At 37.4% G+C, this 25,387-nt stretch carries 22 protein-coding genes; all 22 read left to right on the top strand.

The genetic code is table 11. The annotated features are described in order from the left end of the window. Nucleotides 1–2 precede the first annotated feature (2 nt). The 22 genes from rseP (at nt 3) to dapA (ending at nt 25,265) form a co-directional block, all read left to right on the top strand. Nucleotides 3–1,259 carry an RIP metalloprotease RseP gene (rseP, locus tag BGI23_RS18275; protein WP_001090239.1) on the top strand — a complete coding sequence of 419 codons (1,257 nt, stop codon included), beginning with the start codon at nt 3–5 and terminating at the stop codon, nt 1,257–1,259. A gap of 109 nt (nt 1,260–1,368) precedes the next feature. Then, nucleotides 1,369–3,069 carry a proline--tRNA ligase gene (locus BGI23_RS18270; RefSeq protein WP_000814305.1) on the top strand — a complete coding sequence of 567 codons (1,701 nt, stop codon included), beginning with the start codon at nt 1,369–1,371 and terminating at the stop codon, nt 3,067–3,069. 124 nt (nt 3,070–3,193) lie between these two features. After that, nucleotides 3,194–7,495, top strand: coding sequence for a PolC-type DNA polymerase III (locus BGI23_RS18265; RefSeq protein ID WP_044791582.1), 4,302 nt, complete (start codon nt 3,194–3,196; stop codon nt 7,493–7,495). A gap of 332 nt (nt 7,496–7,827) precedes the next feature. Continuing rightward, nucleotides 7,828–8,298, top strand: a complete 471-nt coding sequence (gene rimP / locus BGI23_RS18260) for a ribosome maturation factor RimP (RefSeq protein WP_000359097.1) — start codon at nt 7,828–7,830, stop codon at nt 8,296–8,298. Between the two features lie 17 nt (nt 8,299–8,315). After that, nucleotides 8,316–9,422, top strand: coding sequence for a transcription termination factor NusA (gene nusA, locus BGI23_RS18255; RefSeq protein ID WP_000102609.1), 1,107 nt, complete (start codon nt 8,316–8,318; stop codon nt 9,420–9,422). Nucleotides 9,423–9,433: 11 nt separating this feature from the next. After that, nucleotides 9,434–9,706: an RNase P modulator RnpM gene (gene rnpM, locus BGI23_RS18250; protein ID WP_000071128.1), complete on the top strand. Its 273-nt coding sequence runs from the start codon at nt 9,434–9,436 to the stop codon at nt 9,704–9,706. Further along, nucleotides 9,707–10,018 (top strand): YlxQ family RNA-binding protein, encoded by a 312-nt coding sequence (locus BGI23_RS18245; RefSeq protein WP_001286523.1) that lies wholly within the window; start codon nt 9,707–9,709, stop codon nt 10,016–10,018. Nucleotides 10,019–10,022: 4 nt separating this feature from the next. Continuing rightward, nucleotides 10,023–12,083 (top strand): translation initiation factor IF-2, encoded by a 2,061-nt coding sequence (gene infB / locus BGI23_RS18240; protein ID WP_000036341.1) that lies wholly within the window; start codon nt 10,023–10,025, stop codon nt 12,081–12,083. Then, nucleotides 12,080–12,361 (top strand): DUF503 domain-containing protein, encoded by a 282-nt coding sequence (locus BGI23_RS18235; protein WP_000582364.1) that lies wholly within the window; start codon nt 12,080–12,082, stop codon nt 12,359–12,361. The genes infB and BGI23_RS18235 overlap by 4 nt, the downstream gene beginning before the upstream one ends. Before the next feature lie 15 nt (nt 12,362–12,376). Beyond that, nucleotides 12,377–12,733, top strand: coding sequence for a 30S ribosome-binding factor RbfA (gene rbfA, locus BGI23_RS18230; protein ID WP_000776445.1), 357 nt, complete (start codon nt 12,377–12,379; stop codon nt 12,731–12,733). 86 nt (nt 12,734–12,819) lie between these two features. Continuing rightward, nucleotides 12,820–13,743: a tRNA pseudouridine(55) synthase TruB gene (gene truB / locus BGI23_RS18225; RefSeq protein ID WP_002194816.1), complete on the top strand. Its 924-nt coding sequence runs from the start codon at nt 12,820–12,822 to the stop codon at nt 13,741–13,743. Between the two features lie 43 nt (nt 13,744–13,786). Next, a complete protein-coding gene (gene ribF, locus BGI23_RS18220; protein WP_000766720.1) occupies nt 13,787–14,758 on the top strand; it encodes a bifunctional riboflavin kinase/FAD synthetase in 972 nt (323 codons plus the stop codon). Nucleotides 14,759–14,858: 100 nt separating this feature from the next. Continuing rightward, the gene (rpsO, locus tag BGI23_RS18215) at nt 14,859–15,128 is read left to right on the top strand and encodes a 30S ribosomal protein S15 (RefSeq protein WP_001229392.1); all 270 of its coding nucleotides are present in this window, start codon (nt 14,859–14,861) and stop codon (nt 15,126–15,128) included. A gap of 160 nt (nt 15,129–15,288) precedes the next feature. Next, the gene (gene pnp / locus BGI23_RS18210; protein WP_000076746.1) at nt 15,289–17,427 is read left to right on the top strand and encodes a polyribonucleotide nucleotidyltransferase; all 2,139 of its coding nucleotides are present in this window, start codon (nt 15,289–15,291) and stop codon (nt 17,425–17,427) included. 152 nt (nt 17,428–17,579) lie between these two features. After that, nucleotides 17,580–18,479, top strand: a complete 900-nt coding sequence (locus tag BGI23_RS18205; RefSeq protein WP_000857421.1) for a polysaccharide deacetylase family protein — start codon at nt 17,580–17,582, stop codon at nt 18,477–18,479. Between the two features lie 86 nt (nt 18,480–18,565). After that, nucleotides 18,566–19,807 (top strand): M16 family metallopeptidase, encoded by a 1,242-nt coding sequence (locus tag BGI23_RS18200; RefSeq protein ID WP_000592994.1) that lies wholly within the window; start codon nt 18,566–18,568, stop codon nt 19,805–19,807. Between the two features lie 126 nt (nt 19,808–19,933). Further along, entirely contained in the window at nt 19,934–20,185 is a 252-nt protein-coding gene (locus BGI23_RS18195) for a YlmC/YmxH family sporulation protein (RefSeq protein WP_001239750.1), read from the top strand. Between the two features lie 238 nt (nt 20,186–20,423). Beyond that, nucleotides 20,424–21,326, top strand: a complete 903-nt coding sequence (dpaA, locus tag BGI23_RS18190) for a dipicolinic acid synthetase subunit A (RefSeq protein WP_070806754.1) — start codon at nt 20,424–20,426, stop codon at nt 21,324–21,326. Beyond that, nucleotides 21,323–21,922 (top strand): dipicolinate synthase subunit B, encoded by a 600-nt coding sequence (dpaB, locus tag BGI23_RS18185; RefSeq protein ID WP_001049480.1) that lies wholly within the window; start codon nt 21,323–21,325, stop codon nt 21,920–21,922. The genes dpaA and dpaB overlap by 4 nt, the downstream gene beginning before the upstream one ends. A 150-nt stretch (nt 21,923–22,072) precedes the next feature. After that, entirely contained in the window at nt 22,073–23,119 is a 1,047-nt protein-coding gene (gene asd, locus BGI23_RS18180; protein ID WP_000414848.1) for an aspartate-semialdehyde dehydrogenase, read from the top strand. A 23-nt stretch (nt 23,120–23,142) separates the two neighbouring features. After that, the gene (gene dapG, locus BGI23_RS18175) at nt 23,143–24,375 is read left to right on the top strand and encodes an aspartate kinase (RefSeq protein WP_000692473.1); all 1,233 of its coding nucleotides are present in this window, start codon (nt 23,143–23,145) and stop codon (nt 24,373–24,375) included. A gap of 11 nt (nt 24,376–24,386) precedes the next feature. Then, on the top strand, nt 24,387–25,265 hold the full coding sequence (dapA, locus tag BGI23_RS18170; protein WP_000564761.1) for a 4-hydroxy-tetrahydrodipicolinate synthase: 879 nt from the start codon (nt 24,387–24,389) through the stop codon (nt 25,263–25,265). Nucleotides 25,266–25,387: the final 122 nt, after the last annotated feature.

Genomic DNA, 25,387 nt, shown 5'->3' with positions numbered 1-25,387 from the left:
AATTGAATACAGCGATTGCCTTTATATTAATTTTCGGTGCACTCGTATTTTTCCATGAGCTAGGGCATCTATATTTCGCAAAACGAGCAGGTATTTTATGCCGTGAGTTTGCGATTGGTTTTGGTCCGAAAATATTCTCATTTGAAAAGAATGAAACGGTGTATACGATTCGATTACTGCCCCTTGGCGGCTATGTAAGAATGGCTGGCGAGGATGCAGATACAGTTGAGTTAAAGCCTGGGAAAAAAGTTGGCCTTGTATTAAACGAAAAAGACGAAGTTGCAAAATTAGTTTTTGATGGATATGAAAAGTATCCCAATGTTCGCGTTATTGAAGTCGAACAATCTGATTTAGAGCATAATTTAACAATTTCGGGTTATGAAGAGTACGAGGAAGAGCTTCAAACATTCCGAGTGAATGAGAAGGCTCGTATTATTACTGCCGGTGAAGAAATTCAAATTGCTCCGTATAATAGACAGTTTGGCTCTAAGAAATTAGGTCAACGTGCTTTAACGATCTTTGCGGGTCCTGCAATGAACTTCATTTTAGCATTTGTTATTTTTGTGATTCTTGGATTTGTACAAGGTGTTCCTGTTGACAAACCAATGGTCGGAAAAGTGATGGAGAATAGCGCAGCAGAGCAAGCTGGGTTAAAAGAAAATGATACAATTCAAGCTATTGATGGGAAAAACACAAGTACATGGAAAGATGTTGTTACCATTGTACGTGAAAACCCGAATAAAGAACTTACGTTACAAGTAAAGCGTGATAGTGAACAGTTTAATGTGAAAGTAACGCCAACGCTTGATAAAGAAGGTAAAGAAGAAGTTGGTAGAATCGGTGTCTACTCTCCTGTAGAGAAAACAGTGATGGGGTCTATTAAATCAGGTTTTGAACAAACATACCAATGGACGAAACTAATTTTTGAGTCTCTTGTGAAATTAGTAACGGGCCAATTCTCTATTAATGAGTTGTCAGGTCCAGTAGGAATTTATAATCTAACAGATCAAGTAGTAGATTATGGATTTACGCGTGTATTAAGTTTAGCAGCAGTTTTAAGTATTAACCTTGGTTTATTTAATTTACTACCAGTTCCCGCTTTAGACGGTGGACGTTTGTTCTTCTTCTTAATTGAGGCATTGCGCGGGAAACCAATTGATCGCCAAAAAGAAGGAATGGTTCACTTTATTGGTTTTGCATTATTAATGTTACTTATGTTAGTTGTAACTTGGAATGACATTCGTAAGTTTTTCTTGTAAAATAAAGTGAAACTTATAATGAAATAGAGCTCGTAGAATAAAATCCCTCACCTAACTCGAGGTGAGGGGTTTTCCTGCGTGTAAGAGTAAAATGAAGAGGTGCGAATAAATGAAACAAAGTATGGTATTCAGTCCTACATTACGTGAAGTTCCAGCTGATGCGGAGATTAAGAGTCATCAGTTATTACTTCGTGCAGGTTTTATGCGTCAAAATGCTTCTGGTATTTATAGTTTTCTACCATTTGGTTTAAAAGTACTACACAAAGTAGAACGTATCGTTCGAGAAGAAATGGAGCGCGCAGGTGCTGTAGAATTATTAATGCCAGCGATGCAAGCTGCAGAATTATGGCAAGAGTCAGGTCGTTGGTATTCTTACGGATCTGAATTAATGCGTATGAAAGATCGTAACGCTCGTGAATTTGCATTAGGAGCGACACATGAAGAAGTAATTACGGATCTTGTACGTGATGAAGTGAAATCATATAAAAAATTACCGTTAACATTATATCAAATTCAAACAAAATTCCGTGATGAACAAAGACCTCGTTTCGGTTTATTACGTGGAAGAGAGTTTCTAATGAAAGATGCATACTCTTTCCATGCTACACAAGAGAGCTTAGATGAAGTATACGATCGTTTATACAAAGCATACTCTAACATTTTTGCTCGTTGTGGTTTGAATTTCCGTGCGGTTATTGCTGATTCTGGGGCAATGGGTGGAAAAGATACACATGAATTTATGGTATTATCTGATGTTGGTGAAGATACAATTGCATACTCTGATACATCTGATTATGCAGCGAACATCGAAATGGCTCCTGTTGTAGCTACGTATACGAAGAGTGACGAAGCAGAAAAAGCGCTTGAAAAAGTAGCAACACCAGACCAAAAAGCAATTGAAGAAGTATCTGCATTCTTAAACATCGAAGCTGAAAAGTGCATTAAGTCTATGGTATTTAAAGTAGATGAGAAATTAGTAGTTGTACTTGTTCGTGGTGATCATGAAGTAAATGATGTAAAAGTGAAAAATGTATACGGTGCTTCCGTTGTTGAGCTTGCCTCTCATGAAGAAGTAAAAGAATTATTAAATTGTGAAGTTGGTTCATTAGGTCCAATTGGTGTAACAGGTGATATCGAAATTATTGCTGATCACGCTGTAGCATCAATTGTCAACGGATGTTCAGGAGCGAACGAAGAAGGGTTCCATTATGTAAATGTAAATCCAGAACGTGACTTTAAAGTAAGTCAATATACGGATTTACGATTCATTCAAGAAGGAGACCAATCTCCAGACGGAAACGGAACAATTCTTTTCGCACGCGGAATTGAAGTTGGTCATGTATTTAAATTAGGAACTCGTTATAGTGAAGCAATGAACGCAACATTCCTAGATGAAAACGGAAAAACACAACCACTTATTATGGGTTGTTACGGCATTGGTGTGTCTCGTACAGTGGCAGCAATTGCAGAGCAGTTTAATGATGAGAACGGTTTAGTTTGGCCAAAAGCTGTTGCACCGTTCCATGTGCATGTAATTCCAGTAAATATGAAATCTGATGCACAACGTGAAATGGGTGAAAACATCTATAACTCATTACAAGAGCAAGGATATGAAGTACTACTAGATGATCGTGCAGAACGTGCAGGCGTTAAATTTGCTGATGCTGATTTATTCGGCCTTCCAGTTCGCGTGACAGTTGGTAAAAAAGCAGACGAAGGTATTGTAGAAGTGAAAGTACGTGCTACAGGTGAGTCTGAAGAAGTAAAAGTAGAAGAACTTCAAACATATATTGCTAATATTTTAAAATAGGAAGAGGTACCTCGTAATGAGGTACCTTCTCTTTCTTTGTAAACGTATTTTGTAAAAGAAGAAGGGAGAAATCTTTCTTTGTAGTACGTTTCAATTTATAATAGCAAATGGAAGGAGAGTGCTTATGTCTTTAACAAATGAACAAAAAGAGCGATTTCAAATTTTGCTCCAGCAGTTGCAAATACCAGACGACCTTATAAATCAATATTTACAAGGCGGTGGTATTGAAAGGCTCGTTATCGATAAAGCGAATAAAAGTTGGCATTTTAATTTACAAGTGCCACGTATTTTGCCTACAGAATTATATGAATTGCTAGAAACAAAGCTTAAGCAATCATTTTCTCATATTGCAAGAACAACATTTGCATTAGAAACAGAGAATAAACAATTTACTGAAGAAGAAGTGAGGGCGTATTGGCCACTTTGTACGGAACGAATTACATTTTCACCTATGTTTGCTTATTTAAAGAAGCAGCTTCCGCAGGTCAATGGAGTGAAGTTACTTATAAATGTGAATAATGAGCTGGAATCTACTGCTTTAAAGAAAAACGTTGCGAAACCAGTAGGGGATCAATACGAAGCTTTTGGATTCCCCCGTTTCCAGTTAGACACACATATAAAGCAAAATACAGAAGAAATGCAAAAGTTTCGTGAGCAAACGCAGCAAGAAGATCGCGAACGTGTTATACAAGCTATGGAAGAAATGGCGAAGAAACAAGCTGAAGAAAGCAGCGTTGTGCACGAAGGACCGATTACACTTGGGTATCTTATTAAGCCGGATGAAGAGATTACACCGATGCGAGAAATTCAAGATGAAGAAAGAAGAAAAACAGTTCAAGGATATGTCTTCCATGTAGAAACGAAAGAACTTCGTAGTGGCCGTACGTTATTAACTTTAAAAATAACGGATTATACGGATTCTATTATGATCAAAATGTTCTCTCGTGACAAAGAAGATATTCCAATGCTGCAGTCCTTGAAAAAAGGAATGTGGGTAAAAGCGCGTGGCTCTGTTCAAAATGATACATTCGTTCGAGATTTAGTAATGATTGCAAATGATATTAATGAAATAACAGGACCGTCTCGTAAAGATAAAGCGCCAGAAGGTGAAAAACGAGTAGAGCTTCATCTCCATACTCCGATGAGTCAAATGGACGCTGTTACTCCAGTTTCTAAGCTTGTTGCTCAAGCTGGTAAATGGGGACATGAGGCGATTGCCATTACAGACCATGCTGTTGCACAGTCATTCCCAGAAGCATATTCAGCTGGGAAAAAAGCCGGAATTAAAGTTATATACGGTGTAGAAGCGAATTTAGTGAATGACGGTGTACCAATAGCGTATAACGAAGCGCATCGTTTACTTGCAGAGGAAACGTATGTTGTTTTCGACGTTGAGACGACAGGTTTATCAGCTGTGTATGATACAGTTATTGAGTTAGCTGCTGTAAAAGTAAAAGGTGGCGAAATTATTGACCGCTTTGAATCTTTTGCAAATCCGCATCAACCGTTATCGGCAACAATCATTGAGTTAACAGGCATTACAGATGATATGTTAACCGACGCACCAGAAGTAGACGAAGTGTTTAAAAAGTTTGAGGAATGGATGGGTGACCATACACTTGTTGCTCATAACGCAAGTTTTGATATGGGCTTTATTAACGTAGGATTTAAAAAAGCTGGTTTAGAAAAAACGAAAAATCCAGTAATAGATACGTTAGAACTTGCACGATTTTTATTCCCAGAAATGAAAAACCACCGTTTAAATACGTTGTGTAAAAAGATGGATATCGAATTAACTCAGCATCACCGTGCGATTTATGATACAGAAGCAACGGGATATTTACTTGTAAAAATGTTAAAAGATGTGATTGAAAAAGGTTTTGAATATCACGATCAATTAAACGATAGTATGGGACAAGGGGATGCATATAAGCGCGGGCGTCCAAGTCATATGACATTACTTGCTACATCGGATGTTGGATTGAAAAATTTATATAAACTTGTTTCATATTCTCATCTAAATTACTTTTACCGTGTACCGCGAGTACCAAGATCACTATTAAAAAAATATCGTGAAGGTATTTTAGTAGGAACGGCTTGTGATAAAGGTGAAGTGTTTGAGGCAATGATGCAAAAAGCTCCTGAAGAGGTAGAAGAAATTGCGCAGTTCTACGATTACATTGAAGTAATGCCACCAGAAGTGTTACGTCATTTAGTAGAGCGTGAACTTGTTCGGGATGAGGGGCAATTAAAAACAATTATTTCAAACTTAGTAAAACTAGGTGAGACGTTAGATAAACCAGTTGTCGCTACCGGAAACGTGCATTACTTAAATCCAGAAGATGCAATGTATCGTAAAATTTTAGTTAGTTCGCAGGGCGGAGCCAATCCGTTAAACCGACATTCATTACCACCTGTACATTTCCGTACAACCGATGAAATGTTAGAGTGTTTCTCATTTTTAGGTGAAGACGTAGCGAGAGAAATTGTCGTAACAAATACACAAAAGATTGCATCATTAATTGGCGATGTTCATCCAGTAAAAGATGATCTATACACACCGAAAATTGAAGGTGCAGATGATGAAACGCGTGATATGAGTTATAAAATGGCGCGTAGTATTTATGGTGAAGAGTTACCTGAAATTGTAGAAGCGCGTTTAGAAAAAGAATTAAAAAGTATCATCGGGCATGGATTCGCCGTAATTTATTTAATTTCACATAAGCTTGTGAAAAAATCATTAGTAGACGGATATCTAGTAGGTTCGCGTGGATCGGTAGGTTCATCATTCGTTGCAACGATGATGGAAATTACAGAAGTAAATCCATTACCACCACACTATGTATGTCCGAAGTGTAAGCAATCAGAATTCTTTAATGATGGTTCTGTAGGTTCTGGTTTTGACTTACCGGATAAAGAATGTCCAACTTGTAATATTCCATATGTAAAAGATGGACATGATATTCCGTTCGAAACGTTCCTTGGATTTAAAGGAGATAAGGTACCCGATATCGATTTGAACTTCTCTGGGGAATATCAACCACGTGCCCATAACTATACGAAAGTACTGTTCGGTGAAGATTATGTATATCGTGCAGGAACGATTGGTACAGTTGCGGAAAAAACTGCTTATGGATATGTAAAGGGTTATGCAAATGATCATAACTTAACGATTCGAAATGCAGAAATTGACCGCTTAGTAGCAGGATGTACCGGTGTAAAACGTACAACAGGACAGCATCCAGGTGGTATTATCGTTGTGCCAGATTATATGGACATTTTTGATTTCTCACCAATACAGTATCCAGCAGATTCAATAGGTGCTGAGTGGAGAACGACACACTTTGACTTCCACTCTATTCATGATAATTTATTGAAGCTTGATATATTAGGACACGATGATCCTACAGTTATTCGTATGTTACAAGATTTAAGTGGTATTGATCCAAAAACAATCCCAACGGATGATCCAGAAGTAATGAAAATTTTCTCAGGGCCAGAATCGTTAGGCGTAACGGAAGAACAAATTAACTGTAAGACAGGTACACTTGGTATACCAGAGTTTGGTACGAAATTCGTAAGACAGATGTTAGAAGAGACGAAACCGACGACATTTTCAGAGTTAGTCCAAATTTCTGGATTATCACATGGTACGGACGTATGGCTTGGTAATGCAAATGAGTTAATTTATAACGGTACATGTACGCTGAGTGAAGTTATCGGTTGTCGTGATGACATCATGGTATATTTAATCTATCAAGGTTTAGACCCATCATTAGCCTTCAAAATCATGGAGTCAGTACGTAAAGGTAAAGGTGTACCAGAAGAATGGGAAGAGGACATGAAAAGTAATAATGTACCAGGTTGGTATATCGATTCATGTAAGAAGATTAAGTACATGTTCCCGAAAGCCCATGCGGCTGCTTACGTACTTATGGCTGTGCGTATCGCATACTTTAAAGTACATTTCGCGCTTTTATTCTATGCGGCATACTTTACGGTTCGTGCAGATGACTTTGACGTAGAAGCGATGGCAAAAGGTTCAGCATCTATACGTGCAAGAATCGATGAAATTGCGCAAAAAGGTTTAGATGCAGCACCGAAAGAGAAGAGTTTATTAACGGTACTAGAAATGACACTTGAAATGTGTGAGCGTGGATACTCATTCCAAAAGGTCGATTTATATCGCTCACATGCAACAGACTTTATTATTGATGGAGACTCATTAATCCCTCCATTTAATGCGGTGCCTGGTCTTGGTACAAACGCAGCTTTAAGTATTGTGGAAGCACGTAAAAATGGAGAATTCTTATCAAAAGAAGACTTGCAGCAGCGTAGTAAGGTTTCGAAAACAATTATTGAGTATTTAGATAGTCAAGGTTGTTTAGGTGATTTGCCGGATCAAAACCAGTTATCGCTGTTCTGATAGGTAGGAAAAGTCTTTGCAAATCAACATTTGGTATGGTATACTATTAACCGAGATAACCATGTCATGTATATTGTGTGAAAAGAAGAGTGGGGAAACCCACTCTTTCGTGTTACTATCTACATTTTATTGATGTGGAGAGGTAAGAAATTTCTGTCGTATATACATATTTTGTTACAAGTTTTACTTCTTAAATTTGGTAATACTAAGACAGATATTCCCTGCTTAACGGCAGGGGCTTTTGTTAGCTAACGAGAAAGAATAAGATAGACCGTTCTATGGACGGGGTCTTTTCTTGTGAATGGTACATGGCGGCAGGAAGGAGGCTGTTTATGGATAAGAAAGTCACAGAAGTTGTAGAAGCATTTGCGCAGCCAATCGTTGAAGAGTTAAATCTTGAACTTGTAGATGTAGAGTATGTGAAAGAAGGACAAGACTGGTTCTTACGCGTATTCATCGATTCTGAAAAGGGAGTCGACATTGAAGAATGCGGTGCGGTGAGTGAACGTTTAAGCGAAGCTTTAGATAAAGAGGATCCAATTCCTCATCTTTACTTTTTGGATGTGTCATCTCCTGGAGCAGAACGTCCATTAAAGAAAGAGAAAGACTTCCAGCAAGCGGTAGGAAAACAAGTGGCAATTAAAACATATGAGCCGATTGATGGTGAAAAGATGTTTGAAGGAAAAATGCTTTCCTACGATGGTACTACAATTACACTATTATTAACAATTAAAACACGTAAAAAAGAAATCCAAATTCCAATGGACAAAGTTGCAAATGCGCGACTTGCTGTTACGTTTTAGTTAGAAGGGGGATCTTCATGAGCACTGAGTTGTTAGATGCCTTGCTCGTATTAGAGTCAGAAAAAGGAATTAGCAAAGATATTATTATTGATGCGATTGAAGCAGCGTTAATCTCTGCTTATAAACGCAATTTTAACCAAGCACAAAACGTTCGTGTGAGCTTTAACCCACAAGTGGGAACAATCCAAGTTTTAGCACGTAAAGACGTTGTTGATAATGTGTTTGATCCACGTCTTGAAATTTCTGTTGAAGAAGCAAGACAAATTAATCCAAACTATCAAGATGGTGACGTACTAGAAATTGAAGTAACACCAAAAGATTTCGGTCGTATTGCAGCACAAACTGCAAAACAAGTTGTAACACAACGAGTGCGTGAAGCAGAGCGTGGTGTTATTTACTCTGAGTTTAGTGATCGTGAAGAAGATATCATGGTTGGTATCGTACAACGTCAAGATGCTCGTTTCATCTATGTAAGCTTAGGGAAAGTAGAAGCTTTATTACCTGTAAGTGAGCAAATGCCGAACGAACAGTACAAACCACATGATCGTATTCGCGTATTCATTACAAAAGTAGAAAAAACAACAAAAGGACCACAAATTTACGTATCACGTACACATCCTGGTCTTTTAAAACGTTTATTCGAAATGGAAGTTCCTGAAATTTATGATGGAACGGTTGAAATTCGTTCTGTAGCACGTGAAGCAGGAGATCGTTCTAAAATCTCAGTACATGCAGAGAACATTGATGTTGATCCAGTAGGTTCTTGTGTAGGACCGAAAGGACAACGTGTACAACGAATTGTAGACGAACTAAAAGGTGAAAAGATTGACATCGTTCGCTGGTCAAATGATCCAGTAGAATATGTTGCCAATGCTTTAAGCCCATCACAAGTTGTGAAAGTACTTGTAGATGAAGAAGAGAAAGCAACAACTGTTGTTGTTCCAGACCACCAACTGTCATTAGCTATCGGTAAACGTGGACAAAATGCACGTCTTGCAGCTAAATTAACAGGTTGGAAAATTGATATTAAGAGTGAGTCTGATGCGAAACAACTTGGAATTGTAACAGAAGAAGATAGCGTAGTCGCATTCGGATTCGATTCAGTTGAAGACGAAATCGAGTAGAGGTGATGAGTATGAGCAATCGAAAAGTTCCGTTACGAAAATGTGTTGCAACGCAAGAAATGAAATCAAAACGAGAGCTCGTTCGCATTGTTCGTTCCAAAGAGGGAGAAGTGTCTATTGATTTAACTGGAAAGAAATCAGGACGAGGTGCTTATTTATCAAAAGATAAAGAGAGCATTCTTCAAGCTCAAAAGAAAAATGTTTTGGAACATCATCTAAAAGCGAAAATCGACAGTTCTCTTTATGAAGAGCTTCTTGAGCTTGTTGAGAAGGAGTCGAAATAAGTGTCCGATTGGAAATCGTTTTTAGGACTAGCAAACCGGGCTCGAAAAATTATTTCGGGTGAAGAACTCGTTTTAAAGGAAGTACGAAGTGGCAAAGCAAAACTTGTGTTGCTATCTGAAGATGCGTCAGTAAATACTACAAAGCGTATCACAGATAAAACGACGTACTACAACGTACCAATGAGAAAGGTCGAAAATCGACAACAATTAGGGCATGCGATTGGGAGAGATGAGCGAGTCGTTGTAGCTGTGTTAGATGAGGGCTTTGCGAAAAAGCTGCGTAGCATGCTCGATACAAATTACCGGGGGTGAAGGTATGAGTAAAATTCGAGTGCATGAATATGCGAAAAAACATAATATCTCAAGTAAAGATCTTATGACAAAACTAAAAGAAATGAATATCGAGGTTTCGAATCATATGACAATGTTAGACGATGAAGTAGTAAACAAATTAGATAATGAGTATCAAGCTGAAAAACCTTCTGTTGCAGATGAGTTTGAAGTAGAAGAAAAAGTTGTTCGTAGTAAAAAGAACAGCAATAAGAAAAAGAAAAAAGGCAAAGGAAACGAAGACAAGCGTCAAGAGAACTTTGCTGGAAGACAACAAACACAAACTGTAGAAACACCAGATAAAATTACTTTCTCTGGAAGCCTTACAGTAGGTGATCTTGCTAAGAAATTAAGCAAAGAGCCATCTGAAATTATTAAGAAGCTCTTCATGCTTGGAATTATGGCAACAATTAACCAAGACTTAGATAAAGACACAATTGAGTTAATTGCTAACGACTACGGTATTGAAGTAGAAGAAGAAGTAATTGTCAGCGAGACTGAGTTTGAAACATTTATCGATGAGCAAGATGATGAAGAGAACTTAAAAGAGCGTCCAGCTGTAGTTACAATCATGGGACACGTTGACCATGGTAAAACAACATTACTTGACTCTATCCGTAACTCTAAAGTAACTGCTGGCGAAGCAGGTGGAATTACTCAGCATATTGGTGCATACCAAGTTGAAGTAAATGACAAGAAGATTACATTCTTAGATACACCTGGTCACGCGGCGTTTACAACGATGCGTGCTCGTGGTGCACAAGTAACGGATATTACAATCCTTGTTGTTGCAGCTGATGACGGTGTTATGCCACAAACAGTTGAAGCAATTAACCATGCGAAAGCAGCAGGAGTACCAATTATTGTTGCTGTGAATAAAATGGATAAACCAGCTGCGAATCCTGATCGCGTAATGCAAGAACTAACAGAATATGAATTAGTTCCAGAAGCATGGGGTGGAGATACAATCTTCGTACCAATCTCAGCGATTCAAGGCGAAGGAATTGACAACTTACTAGAAATGATTCTTCTTGTAAGTGAAGTAGAAGAATATAAAGCAAATCCAAACCGCTATGCAACTGGTACTGTAATTGAAGCACAGCTTGATAAAGGTAAAGGAACTATCGCGACATTACTTGTTCAAAACGGTACGCTTCGAGTTGGAGACCCAATCGTTGTTGGTACTTCATTCGGACGTGTTCGTGCAATGGTAAGTGATATTGGTCGTCGTGTAAAAGTTGCTGGTCCATCAACTCCTGTTGAAATTACAGGTTTAAACGAAGTACCACAAGCGGGAGATCGTTTCATGGCATTCGCTGATGAGAAGAAAGCTCGTCAAATCGGTGAATCACGTGCACAAGAAGCGTTACTTGCTCAACGTGGTGAAAAATCTAAATTAAGCCTTGAAGATTTATTCCAACAAATCCAAGAGGGCGATGTAAAAGAAATTAACTTAATTGTGAAAGCAGACGTACAAGGTTCTGTAGAAGCAATGGCAGCATCACTTCGTAAAATTGATGTTGAAGGTGTTAAAGTTAAAATTATCCATACAGGCGTAGGTGCGATTACAGAATCTGATATCATTTTAGCTTCTGCATCTAATGCAATTGTAATTGGATTTAACGTACGCCCAGATGTGAATGCGAAGCGTACAGCAGAATTAGAGAACGTTGATATTCGTTTACACCGTATTATTTATAAAGTAATCGAAGAGATCGAAGCAGCGATGCAAGGTATGTTAGATCCAGAATTCGAAGAAAAAGTAATCGGTCAAGCAGAAGTACGTCAAACGTTTAAAGTAACAAAAGTTGGAACAATCGCAGGTTGTTACGTAACAGACGGTAAAATTACACGTGATAGTGGCGTGCGTATTATCCGTGATGGCGTAGTAATTTTCGAAGGACAACTTGATACGTTAAAACGTTTCAAAGACGACGTAAAAGAAGTTGCACAAAACTATGAGTGTGGTATTACAATTGAGCGATATAATGATCTTAAAGAAGGGGACATTATTGAAGCATACATTATGGAAGAAGTGAAGCGATGATAATCGCTTCACTCTCATTCGAGTGTATGATTTACGATGTGCATTCTTTAAAAGAGAAACGAGCAATTTTGCAACGGGTGCTAACTCGAGTGAAGCAGCGTTATAACGTAGCTGTTTCAGAAGTAGGGCATCAAGATGTATGGCAACGTACGGAAATTGCAATTGTTTCTGTATCCTCTAATCGTGTTATTTGTGAAAAAGAAATGAATCGTGTACTTGAGTACATCGATTCATTTCCTGAAATTGAACGTACGATAACACAATTGGAATGGTATTGAATGAGGTGAAGAGTTATGAAATTACGTGCAAACCGTGTAGGCGAGCAAATGAAAAAAGAATTAGGCGACATCATCAGTCGTAAAATTAAAGATCCACGTGTCGGATTTGTTACTGTAACAGATGTACAAGTGAGTGGAGATTTACAAATTGCTACAGTGTATATTTCTGTTTTAGGTGATGAAGAACAGAAAGAAAGTACACTAAAAGGTTTAGCGAAGGCAAAAGGCTTCATTCGTTCAGAAATTGGCCAACGTATTCGTCTTCGTAAAACACCTGAAATTTCCTTTGAATTTGATGAGTCTATCGGATATGGTCATCGAATTGATACACTTTTACATCAAATTAATAAAGACGGTAAACGTGAAGAATAATGGATAGACATTTGTCTATCCATTTTTTCAATGTAAAATAAGTTTTAGGTAATGATTATGAAAGAATTACGATGAGGTGAACATATATGGAAGGTGTAGTATTATTACATAAGCCAAAAGGCATGACATCACACGATTGTGTATTTAAATTAAGAAAGATATTGCGTGAAAAACGAATTGGTCATACAGGAACATTAGATCCAGATGTAACAGGAGTATTGCCGATTTGTGTTGGGCGAGCAACAAAGATTGCACAATTTTTAACAAGTGAAACGAAAACATATGAAGGTGAAGTGACATTAGGATTTTCAACAACAACTGAAGATGCTTCTGGTGAAGTTGTGGAAACGAAACATGTAGATCGTGTTATTACTCGTAAAGAAGTGGAAGAGGTTCTTGCGGCATTAACAGGTACGATTGAGCAAATGCCTCCGATGTTTTCGGCTGTAAAAGTTAACGGAAAAAAATTATATGAATATGCAAGAGCAGGACAAGAGGTTGAACGTCCAGTTCGTACAATTACAATTCATGAATTTGTATTACTAGATGACCGTGAAGTGTTTGAAGGAGAAAATATTTCATTCCGTTTCCGTGTAACGTGTAGTAAAGGAACATATGTAAGAACGTTAGCCGTAATGATTGGTGAAAAACTTGGTTTTCCATCCCATATGTCTCACCTTGTAAGAACAGCTTCGGGTGAATTTTTATTAGAAGATTGCATATCATTTGAAGAAATTGAAGAAAACGTGCAAAATGAAACAGTAGAGTCTATCTTCATTTCAATTGATGAAGCATTAAGTAAGTTTCCGAAAATGGTTGTAGATGAAAAGCAAGCAGAAAAAATTAAGAATGGTATGTTCTTAAAAAATGAATCGCAAATAACGGCGCCATTTATAACAGTGTTTGATAAAAACAATCGTTGCCTTGCAATTTATGAGCACCATCCAAAACACCCTGGTATGCTAAAGCCGATGAAAGTACTTGTGAATAATCAAGAACTAAAGCTATAATGAATTATTGGAAGGATTATTACAGAAAAAGGTGAATTCAAGCGTGAAACTTATTCATTTAACTCATCCACATGAACAAAATAAATTAGAATTACCACCTACTGTAATGGCATTAGGATTTTTTGATGGCATTCATTTAGGACATCAATGTGTGATTCGAACTGCGAAACAAATAGCGGATGAACGAGGATATAAAAGTGCAGTGATGACATTTTATCCGCATCCATCTGTTGTTTTAGGTAAAAAAGAAGCGCATGCCGAGTATATTACACCGATGTGTGATAAAGAAAAAATAGTCGAGAGTTTAGGTATCGATATATTATATGTTGTTAAATTTGATGAATCATTTGCAGGCTTATTGCCACAACAATTTGTAGATGATTATATTATTGGTTTAAATGTAAAGCATGTAGTAGCAGGATTTGATTATTCATATGGACGTTTAGGAAAAGGAAAGATGGAGACTTTACCATTTCATGCAAGAGGGGAGTTTACACAGACTGTGATTGAAAAAGTTGAATTTCAAGAAGAGAAAGTAAGTTCTACAGCATTACGAAAGTTAATTCGAAATGGCGAAATGGAGCAAATTCCATCTATTTTAGGTAGAGCATATACAGTAGCGGGAACGGTTGTACACGGTGATAAACGTGGACGTCAAATTGGTTTCCCCACAGCTAATGTAGGTTTAAGTGATGAGTATCTATTACCACCTGTAGGTGTTTATGCAGTGAGATTACAAGTTCACGATGAATGGTACGATGGTGTATGTAATATTGGATATAAACCAACCTTTAAAGAAGATGAGCGCCAACTATCCATTGAAGTGCACTTATTTGAATTTAACAAAGACATATATGATCAAAATGTTACAGTAGAGTGGCATATGCGTATAAGAGAAGAGAAGAAATTCAATGGCATCGATGAGTTAGTTGAACAAATCGCAAAAGATAAGAAAACAGCACAAGAATATTTTGCGAACGAAAATAATATACTTGCTTTTTCAAATGAAAAGTAGTATTCTATGTTATGTACTTTATGACAACCATTGCTTGGCATTGCGACTCACCGACGCTTGCTAGGTAATCGGGGGTTTAATTAATAGGAGGTGAAATAGGATGGCTTTAACACAAGAGCGTAAAAATGAAATCATTGCACAATTTAGAACTCATGAGACTGATACTGGTTCTCCAGAGGTTCAAATTGCTGTCCTAACGGAGCAAATTAACACTCTAAACGAGCACTTACGTACTCACAAGAAAGATCATCATTCACGTCGTGGTCTATTAAAGATGGTTGGTAAACGTCGTAACTTACTAACTTACCTTCGTAATAGCGATATCACACGTTACCGTGAATTAATCACAAAGCTTGGCTTACGTCGATAGTCAAAGAAGCGGGAATATTCCCGCTTTTTTGTTAGGTAAAAATATATCTTCTACTCTTTATAGCTTACTTCATTTTCGGTAATACTAGAGGTAGAATATTGTGATATACTATCCATTTACATAGAAGAATTGAATACTTTAAATTGAGAGGGGTACTTAAATGAGTCAAGAAAAGCAAGTCTTCTCGATAGATTTAGCTGGTCGCCAGCTAACAGTTGAAACAGGTCAGCTTGCAAAGCAAGCGAACGGAGCAGTATTAGTAAGATATGGCGATACAGCGGTTCTATCTACAGCAACTGCATCAAAAGAAGCAAAAAATGTAGATTTCTTCCCACTTACAGTAAACTATGAAGAGCGTTTATATGCAGTCGGAAAAATTCCTGGCGGTTTCATTAAACGTGAAGGTCGTCCAAGTGAAAAAGCAATTTTGGCAAGTCGTTTAATCGACCGTCCAATTCGTCCACTTTTCGCAGATGGTTTCCGTAACGAAGTACAAGTTGTCAGCATCGTAATGAGTGTTGATCAAGATTGTTCTTCTGAAATGGCAGCTATGCTTGGTTCTTCATTAGCGTTATCGATTTCAGACATTCCATTTGAAGGTCCGATCGCGGGTGCAACAGTTGGTCGTATTAACGGCGAATTCGTTATCAACCCAACAGTAGAACAGCAAGAACAAAGTGATATTCACCTTGTTGTAGCTGGTACGAAAGATGCAATTAACATGGTTGAAGCAGGAGCAGATCAAGTGCCTGAGGAAACAATGTTAGAAGCAATTATGTTTGGCCATGACGAAATTAAACGTCTAATTGCATTCCAAGAAGAGATTGTACAAGCTGTAGGTAAAGAGAAATCAGAAGTGAAACTTTATGAAGTTGACGCTGATCTTAACCAAGCTGTACGTGAAATGGCTGAGAAGGATATGCATTCTGCAATTCAAGTACATGAGAAACATGCACGTGAAGATGCAATTAACGAAGTGAAAAAGCGTGTAATTGAGCATTACGAAGCGCAAGAAGCTGATGCTGATACATTAGGACAAGTAAATGAGATTTTATATAAAATTGTAAAAGAAGAAGTACGTCGTCTTATTACAGTTGAGAAAATCCGCCCAGATGGCCGTAAAGGTGACGAAATCCGTCCATTAGCATCAGAGGTTGGCATTTTATCTCGTACACACGGTTCTGGTTTATTCACACGTGGACAAACACAAGCATTAAGTATTTGTACATTAGGCGCATTAGGCGATGTGCAAATTTTAGATGGCCTTGGTGTAGAAGAATCAAAACGCTTTATGCACCATTACAATTTCCCATCATTTAGTGTTGGTGAAACAAGACCGATGCGTGGACCAGGTCGTCGTGAAATTGGTCACGGTGCACTAGGAGAACGTGCTCTTGAGCCTGTAATTCCGTCTGAAAAAGATTTCCCATACACAGTACGTCTTGTATCTGAAGTATTAGAATCAAATGGTTCTACTTCACAAGCAAGTATTTGTGGTAGTACTTTAGCAATGATGGATGCTGGTGTTCCACTTAAAGCTCCAGTTGCAGGTATTGCAATGGGCCTAGTTAAATCAGGTGAGCATTACACAATTTTAACTGATATTCAAGGTATGGAAGATCATTTAGGTGATATGGACTTTAAAGTAGCAGGTACAGCACACGGTGTAACTGCACTACAAATGGACATTAAAATCGATGGTCTATCTCGTGAAATTTTAGAAGAGGCATTACAACAAGCGAAAGTTGGTCGTATGCACATTCTAGATCATATGTTATCTGTAATTGCAGAGCCACGCACTGAATTATCAGCGTACGCTCCAAAGATTATTACAATGACAATTAACCCAGATAAAATCCGTGACGTTATCGGACCAAGCGGTAAACAAATCAATAAAATTATTGAAGAAACTGGCGTTAAAATTGACATTGAGCAAGATGGTACAGTATTCATTTCTTCAATAAATCAAGAAATGAACGACAAAGCTAAGAAAATTATCGAGGATATCGTTCGCGAAGTACAAGTAGGTGAAATCTACGAAGGAAAAGTGAAACGTGTTGAGAAATTCGGTGCTTTCGTTGAATTATTCAGCGGTAAAGATGGATTAGTTCACATTTCTGAACTTGCACTTGAGCGTGTAGGTAAAGTAGAAGACGTTGTGAAAATCGGTGATGTAATTACAGTTAAAGTTATCGAGATTGACAAGCAAGGTCGCGTGAATTTATCTAGAAAAGTATTGCTAAAAGAAGAGCAAGAAAAAGAAGCTGCTAAAGAAGAAAACAAACAAGAGCAGCAATAAGCAAAAGCCAGTTTAACTGGCTTTTTTTGTTATGTAAAAATATGATTTGCATATATTTTTATGTCAGTATAGGTATAGTTTTCATTATAACGCTCAAATTAACAAAGATAAGAAGGAAAATGGTTTTTTATATAGTTAATGGGAGGGTTTATATGAAAACTCGTATATTGGCATACATATGTATATTCTTTTTATATGTCAGTGCAGGTTCTTATTCTGTTTTTGCACAGGATCACTTATATGAAGAAATTCAAAAGCATGCAAAACAATATGAGATTGCACCGCAAAATGCGATGATTGATAAGATATGGAAAGCAACACCAGGATATAATGGAAGACAAGTTGATATGGAAGCATCCTATAACAATATGAAGAAATTAAAGCAGTTTGATCAAAAACATCTTGAATTCAAGGAAGTATCACCGAGTGTCCACTTAGAAGATTTATCACCAGCACCAATTTATAGAGGTCATCCGGATAAAAAGATGGTCGGGTTAACAATAAATGTGGCATGGGGAAATGAGTATTTGCCTCGTATATTAGAAATATTGAAAAAACATGATGTGAAGGCGACTTTCTTTTTAGAAGGACGTTGGGTGAAAGAAAATTTACGATTTGCAAAAATGATTGTCGATGCAAATCAAGAAGTTGGAAATCATTCTTACACACACCCTAATATGAAAACGTTATCGTCTGATGAAATAAGAGATCAGTTACAAAAAACAAATCGAATGATCGAAGCAGCTACGAATCAAAAGGTAAGATGGTTTGCACCGCCGAGTGGAAGTTTTCGGGATGAAGTCGTGAAAATTGCAGATGATTTTCAAATGGGAACGATTATGTGGACTGTTGATACAATTGATTGGAAGCGACCTGAGCCAGGTGTACTATTGCAGAGAGTAATGAGAAAAATACATCCAGGTGCTATCGTATTAATGCATCCTACTTCGTCCACAACAGAAGCATTAGATACAATGATTACAAAATTGAAGGAACAAGGATATAAAGTAGGGAATATAACAGAATTACTGGATGAAAAACGTGTAGATTAAATACATTTGCATGACATTCATCCTTAAACTTGTTATCATTAAATAATAGCATTTATTTAGAGAAACTGGCAGTAGGAGGAAAGTTTTTGATTAAAAAATATACTTGTAAAAATGGTGTAAGAATAGTTATGGAGAATATACCAACTGTAAGATCGGTTGCGATTGGTATTTGGATCCATGCAGGATCAAGAAATGAAAATGAAAAAAATAACGGGATTTCTCACTTTTTAGAGCATATGTTCTTTAAAGGAACAGAAACACGTAGTGCACGTGAAATTGCAGAATCATTTGATAGCATTGGTGGGCAAGTGAATGCTTTTACTTCAAAAGAATACACTTGTTACTATGCAAAAGTGCTAGACGAGCATGCTAAATATGCTTTAGATGTATTAGCAGATATGTTCTTTAATTCAACATTTGATGAAGAAGAACTGAAAAAAGAGAAGAATGTCGTATGTGAAGAAATTAAAATGTACGAAGATGCTCCAGATGATATTGTGCATGATATGTTAACGAAAGCAACATATGAAACGCATCCGCTTGGATATCCTATTTTAGGAACAGAAGAAACGCTTAATACGTTTACAGGTGATACGCTACGTCAATATATTAAGGATCATTACACACCTGAAAATGTAGTTGTATCAATTGCAGGAAATATTGATGAAGCCTTTTTACAAACAGTAGAGCAATATTTCGGTAGTTATGAAGGAACGACAAACCGTGAACAAGTACATAGCCCAATTTTCCATTTTAATAAGGTAGCACGTAAAAAGGAAACAGAACAAGCTCATTTATGTTTAGGATATAAAGGCTTACAAATGGGACACGAAGATATTTATAACTTAATTGTATTAAATAACGTTTTAGGCGGTAGTATGAGTAGCCGTTTATTCCAAGAAGTACGTGAGCAACGCGGGTTAGCTTACTCAGTATTTTCTTACCATTCTTCTTATGAAGATACAGGTATGTTAACGCTCTATGGTGGAACAGGTAGCCAACAATTAGATACACTGTATGAAACAATGCAAGAAACATTAGAAACATTGAAAAATACAGGTATTACAGAAAAAGAGCTTATGAATAGTAAAGAACAATTAAAAGGAAACTTAATGTTAAGTTTAGAAAGTACGAATAGTCGTATGAGCCGTAATGGTAAAAATGAATTGCTACTTCGTAAGCACCGTTCACTTGATGAGATTATTGAAAGTGTAAACACTGTAACGAAAGAAAATGTAGATGAGTTAATTCGTAACATGTTTACAGATGAATTTTCTGCAGCATTAATTAGTCCAGATGGAAAACTTCCAAAAGGAATAAAACTGTAATTAATATATATGATTTAAAAATAACCGTATCTCTTTTAAATGAGATACGGTTATTTTTTGTGGGTATATAGAATAGGTACTAATTATGGATAACTTAAATGAATAATTTGGGTAGGGGGAGAGAGTATGCGATTAAGTGAACTAAGTGGGAAAGAAATTGTTAATTTAGAAAGAGCAGAAAAAATGGGGGTTTTAGGTTATGTGGATTTAGAGATTGATGAGAAGGATGGACAAATACAGGCTCTTATTATACCTGCTGGGAAATGGGGAGGTTTTAAAAAGGAACCACAAGAAATAAGAGTAGCATGGAGTCAAATAAAAAAAGTGGGTCATGATATGATTCTTTGCGATATTACAGATCGTTCAAATTCGAAGTGAAAGATGGCCATTTTGGTCATCTTTTTTTGTTCATTTTACTCAGAGCAAAATCCAACAGAATATCTTTTCCTATGCCGAATTTTGAGGTAGGGCCTTCCCACATACAAATAGCGGGATACATGATAGGTGCTTTTTGTTTTTCAATCACCTAAAACTCGTACATTACATATGATGTGGAGGAAAAAGAAAAAGTAGGCACTTTTCTTATAAATGACAGAAAAAGAAGGTGAATTAGGGAATGTTGACTGAGATGCATATTGCTGTCATAGGAGGAGATGCAAGACAGCTAGAAGTAATTCGCAAGCTCGTTGAATTGGATGCGAAACTTTCATTGATAGGGTTTGATCAGTTAGACCATGGCTTCACAGGGGCAGCAAAAGAAAGTATACAAAATTTAGATTTCACTTCTGTAGATGCAATTATTTTGCCAGTTGCAGGTACAAATGCCAAGGGAGAAGTAGATACTATTTTTTCAAACGAAAAAGTTTCTATAACGAAAGAACAAATTGAAAATACACCAGAACATTTTACTATATATTCAGGTATTGGTACGCCTTACTTGGAAAATCTCGTATCTACTACAAACCGTAAACTAATTAAATTATTTGATCGTGATGATGTGGCAATCTACAATTCTATACCAACTGTAGAAGGTACATTAATGATGGTAATTCAACATACCGACTATACAATTCATGGTTCTAATGTAATGGTTTTAGGATTTGGTAGAACAGGGATGAGCGTTGCCAGAGCATTTCAATCATTAGGAGCCCATGTCAAAGTTGGAGCAAGACGATCGGAACATATTGCGCGTATTACAGAAATGATGTTTACTCCTTTTCATATGCAGAACATTGAGCAAGAAGTAGGGGATATCGATATTGTCATTAATACAATTCCGCATCTCGTTGTGACAGCGAATGTCATTTCAAAAATGCCGGCTCATACGTTAGTAATTGATTTAGCCTCTAAACCAGGTGGTACCGACTTTAGATATGCGGAAAAAAGAGGAGTCAAAGCGCTATTAGCACCTGGGCTACCAGGTATTGTTGCTCCAAAAACAGCAGGGCAAATTTTAGCGAATGTTCTTTCTCAGTTACTGGCAGAAGACGTAATCGCAAGAAAGGAGAATGGGGAATGAATTTAAAGGGGAAAAGAATAGGGTTTGGTTTTACTGGCTCACATTGTACGTACGAAGAAGTAATGCCTCATTTAGAAAAGTTAATTGCTGAGGGAGCAGAAGTACGCCCCGTTGTTTCTTACACTGTTCAATCAACAAATACGAGATTTGGCGAAGGAGCAGAGTGGATTAAAAAGATTGAAGAAGTAACAGGCTTTAAAGCAATTAATTCAATCGTTGGCGCAGAACCACTAGGACCTAAAATTCCACTAGATTGTATGGTAATTGCACCGCTAACAGGAAATTCTATGAGTAAATTTGCAAATGCAATGACAGACTCTCCAGTATTAATGGCAGCGAAAGCGACGCTAAGAAATGGCAAGCCTGTCGTATTGGCTGTTTCGACGAATGATGCTTTAGGGCTTAATGGGGTAAATCTCATGCGCCTAATGGCCACAAAAAACATCTACTTCGTCCCATTCGGTCAAGACGCACCAGAGAAAAAACCAAATTCAATGGTAGCTCGCATGGAGTTACTGGAAGATACAGTATTAGAAGCGCTGCAAGGGAAGCAATTGCAACCGGTTGTCGTAGAAAAATTCAGATATATGAATTAAAAAACGAAAAAAAACGGACAATTTTCGATGAAACCATCATTCTTACTGTAGAATATGATAAAATTAACGTTATTAAGATTAGAAGGGGTATTGTATACTCCTTCTCATTCTAAGTTATAGAAGGATTGGTATCTAGAAAGGGGCATAGTGATGGAAAAGCAAAAAACTTTTCATGTCGCTGTAGTTGGAGCAACCGGCGCAGTTGGTGAACAAATGTTAAATACTTTAGAGAAACGAGAATTTCCAATTGGGAAGTTAACGTTACTTTCATCTAAACGATCTGCAGGTAAGAAACTTGTATTTAAAGGCGAAGAATTTACAGTTCAAGAGGCAACTCCTGAAAGTTTTGAAGGAGTAGATATCGCATTATTTAGTGCTGGTGGATCTGTATCAAAACAATTAGCGCCAGAAGCAGCAAAGCGCGGTGCGATTGTTGTTGATAATACAAGTGCATTCCGTATGACAGAAAACGTGCCACTTGTTGTACCTGAAGTAAATGAAAACGACTTAAAAGAACATAACGGTATTATTGCAAATCCAAACTGTTCTACAATTCAAATGGTAGTAGCTCTTGAGCCAGTTCGTCAGCAATATGGTTTAAAACGAGTAATCGTTTCCACATATCAAGCTGTATCAGGTGCTGGTGCGGCAGCGATTGAAGAACTTCATGAACAATCACAAGCAATCTTAAATGGTGAAGAAGTAAAGGCGAATGTTTTACCTGTATCAGGTGATAAGAAACATTTCCCGATTGCTTTCAACGCGATTCCACAGATTGATAAGTTCCAAGATAATGGATTTACATTTGAAGAAATGAAAATGATTAATGAAACGAAAAAAATTATGCATATGCCAGAGCTAGAAGTAGCGGCAACATGTGTACGTTTACCAGTTGTATCAGGTCACTCTGAGTCTGTTTACATTGAAGTAGAAAAAGAAGGCGTAACAGTAGAGGAATTAAAGAACTTACTTGCAAATGCGGAAGGTATCGTTCTGCAAGATAACCCAGAAGAGCAATTATATCCAATGCCAGCTACTGCAGTAGGTAAAAACGAAGTATTCGTTGGAAGAATCCGTAAAGATTTAAATAACGATAAAGGATTCCATCTTTGGGTCGTATCTGATAACTTATTAAAAGGCGCTGCATGGAATTCTGTTCAAATTGCAGAGCGCTTAGTAAAATTACAATTAGTGTAAACGGCTAAGAGAAGGTGCAAAATATGAAAATTATTGTTCAAAAATTTGGTGGCACATCTGTACGTGATGAAAATGGACGTAAGCATGCGCTTCATCATATAAAAAAATCGCTAGATGCGGGTTATAAAGTAGTTACAGTCGTATCTGCTATGGGCCGTAAAGGTGAACCATATGCAACTGATACGTTGTTAAGTCTTGTAAATCAAGAGGAATCTCACATTTCTAATCGTGAGCAAGATTTATTATTATCATGCGGAGAATTAATCTCAGCAATCGTTTTCTCTAACATGTTAAATGAGAACGGTATAAAAGCGGCAGCATTAAATGGTGCACAAGCTGGTTTTGTAACAAATGATGATTTTACAAATGCTAAGATTATTGAAATGAATTGTGATCGTATACACGAAGAGCTAGAAAATGTAGATGTAATCGTTGTGACAGGATTCCAAGGACAAACGAAAAAAGGTGATACGACAACACTTGGACGCGGAGGTAGTGATACTTCAGCTTCAGCTTTAGGTGTTGCGCTTCATGCTGAATATATCGATATCTTCACAGATGTAGAAGGTGTGATGACTGCGGATCCTCGCATTGTAAAAGATGCACGTCATCTTCAAACTGTAACGTATAACGAAATTTGTAACATGGCATACCAAGGTGCAAAAGTCGTTCATCCACGTGCAGTTGAAATTGCGATGCATGCAAAAGTACCGCTTCGTGTACGTTCTACGTACTCTGATAGTGAAGGTACGCTTATTTCAGCATCTGACGGCGCTACAAAAGGCCGTGATGTAGAAGAACGTCCTGTTACAGGTATTGCACATGTATCAAATGTGACGCAAATTAAAGTACTTGCAAAAGAAACAGCATATGATTTGCAGCAGCATGTGTTTAAAGAAATGGCGAATGAAGGAATCAGTGTCGATTTAATTAACATTTCACCTACTGGGGTAGCTTATACGGTGAGTGATAATGTATCAAATCGTGCAGTTGAACTATTACAAAACCTTGGATATGAGCCAATTGTGACAGAGCATTGTGCGAAAGTATCTATTGTAGGAGCTGGAATGGCAGGATACCCAGGGGTTACTGCGAAAATCGTTACAGCTTTAGCTGAAAAAGGTATTCAAATTCTGCAATCAGCAGATAGTCATACAACTATTTGGGTTCTTGTAAAAGAAACTGATTTAGTGGAGGCTGTAAATGCATTACATAGTGCGTTTGAGCTTTCAAAAGAAAAGCAACTGGAACAATAAGGAGTGAGACCATGATAGATTTTGGGACAATTGCAACCGCGATGGTAACACCGTTTGATATAAACGGCAATATCGATTTTGCAAAGACAACGAAATTGGTAAATTATTTAATTGATAACGGTACAACAGCAATCGTGGTAGGAGGAACGACAGGAGAATCTCCTACATTAACTTCAGAAGAAAAAGTAGCGTTATATCGCCATGTCGTATCTGTTGTCGATAAAAGGGTGCCCGTAATCGCTGGAACAGGTAGCAATAATACGCATGCTTCTATTGACTTAACGAAAAAAGCAACAGAGGTTGGTGTTGATGCAGTAATGCTAGTAGCACCGTATTATAACAAACCGAGTCAAGAAGGAATGTATCAGCACTTTAAAGCAATTGCTGAAAGCACGCCACTTCCGGTTATGCTATATAACGTTCCAGGACGATCTATTGTACAAATCTCCGTTGATACAGTTGTTCGTTTATCAGAAATAGAAAACATTGTTGCGATTAAAGATGCAGGCGGCGATGTGTTAACAATGACAGAAATCATTGAAAAAACAGCGGACGACTTTGCAGTATACAGCGGTGATGACGGTTTAACGTTACCAGCTATGGCAGTTGGAGCGAAAGGTATCGTTTCTGTAGCATCTCATGTTATCGGAAATGAAATGCAAGAAATGATTGCAGCATTCCAAGCAGGTGAATTTAAGAAGGCGCAAAAATTACATCAATTACTTGTAAGAGTAACGGATTCATTATTTATGGCGCCAAGCCCAACACCAGTAAAAACAGCATTACAAATGGTTGGATTAGATGTAGGTTCTGTACGTTTACCACTTCTTCCGTTAACAGAAGAAGAGAGAGTAACGTTACAATCTGTTATGCAATCTATCCCTCGTTAATAAAAAATGACCTAGTGTAGAACTAGGTCATTTTTTATTTGTATGAAAGTCTTTCCCTCTCTTTTCTTATCTTACCTATATATGTTTTTATAAGATCATTAACTAGTTTTTCATTATATATT

This window comes from Bacillus sp. ABP14, from assembly GCF_001831375.1.
Taxonomy (GTDB): domain Bacteria; phylum Bacillota; class Bacilli; order Bacillales; family Bacillaceae_G; genus Bacillus_A; species Bacillus_A paranthracis.
The sequence above is the reverse complement of the archived record's forward strand: the minus strand, read 5'-3'. Positions and strand labels throughout refer to the sequence as shown.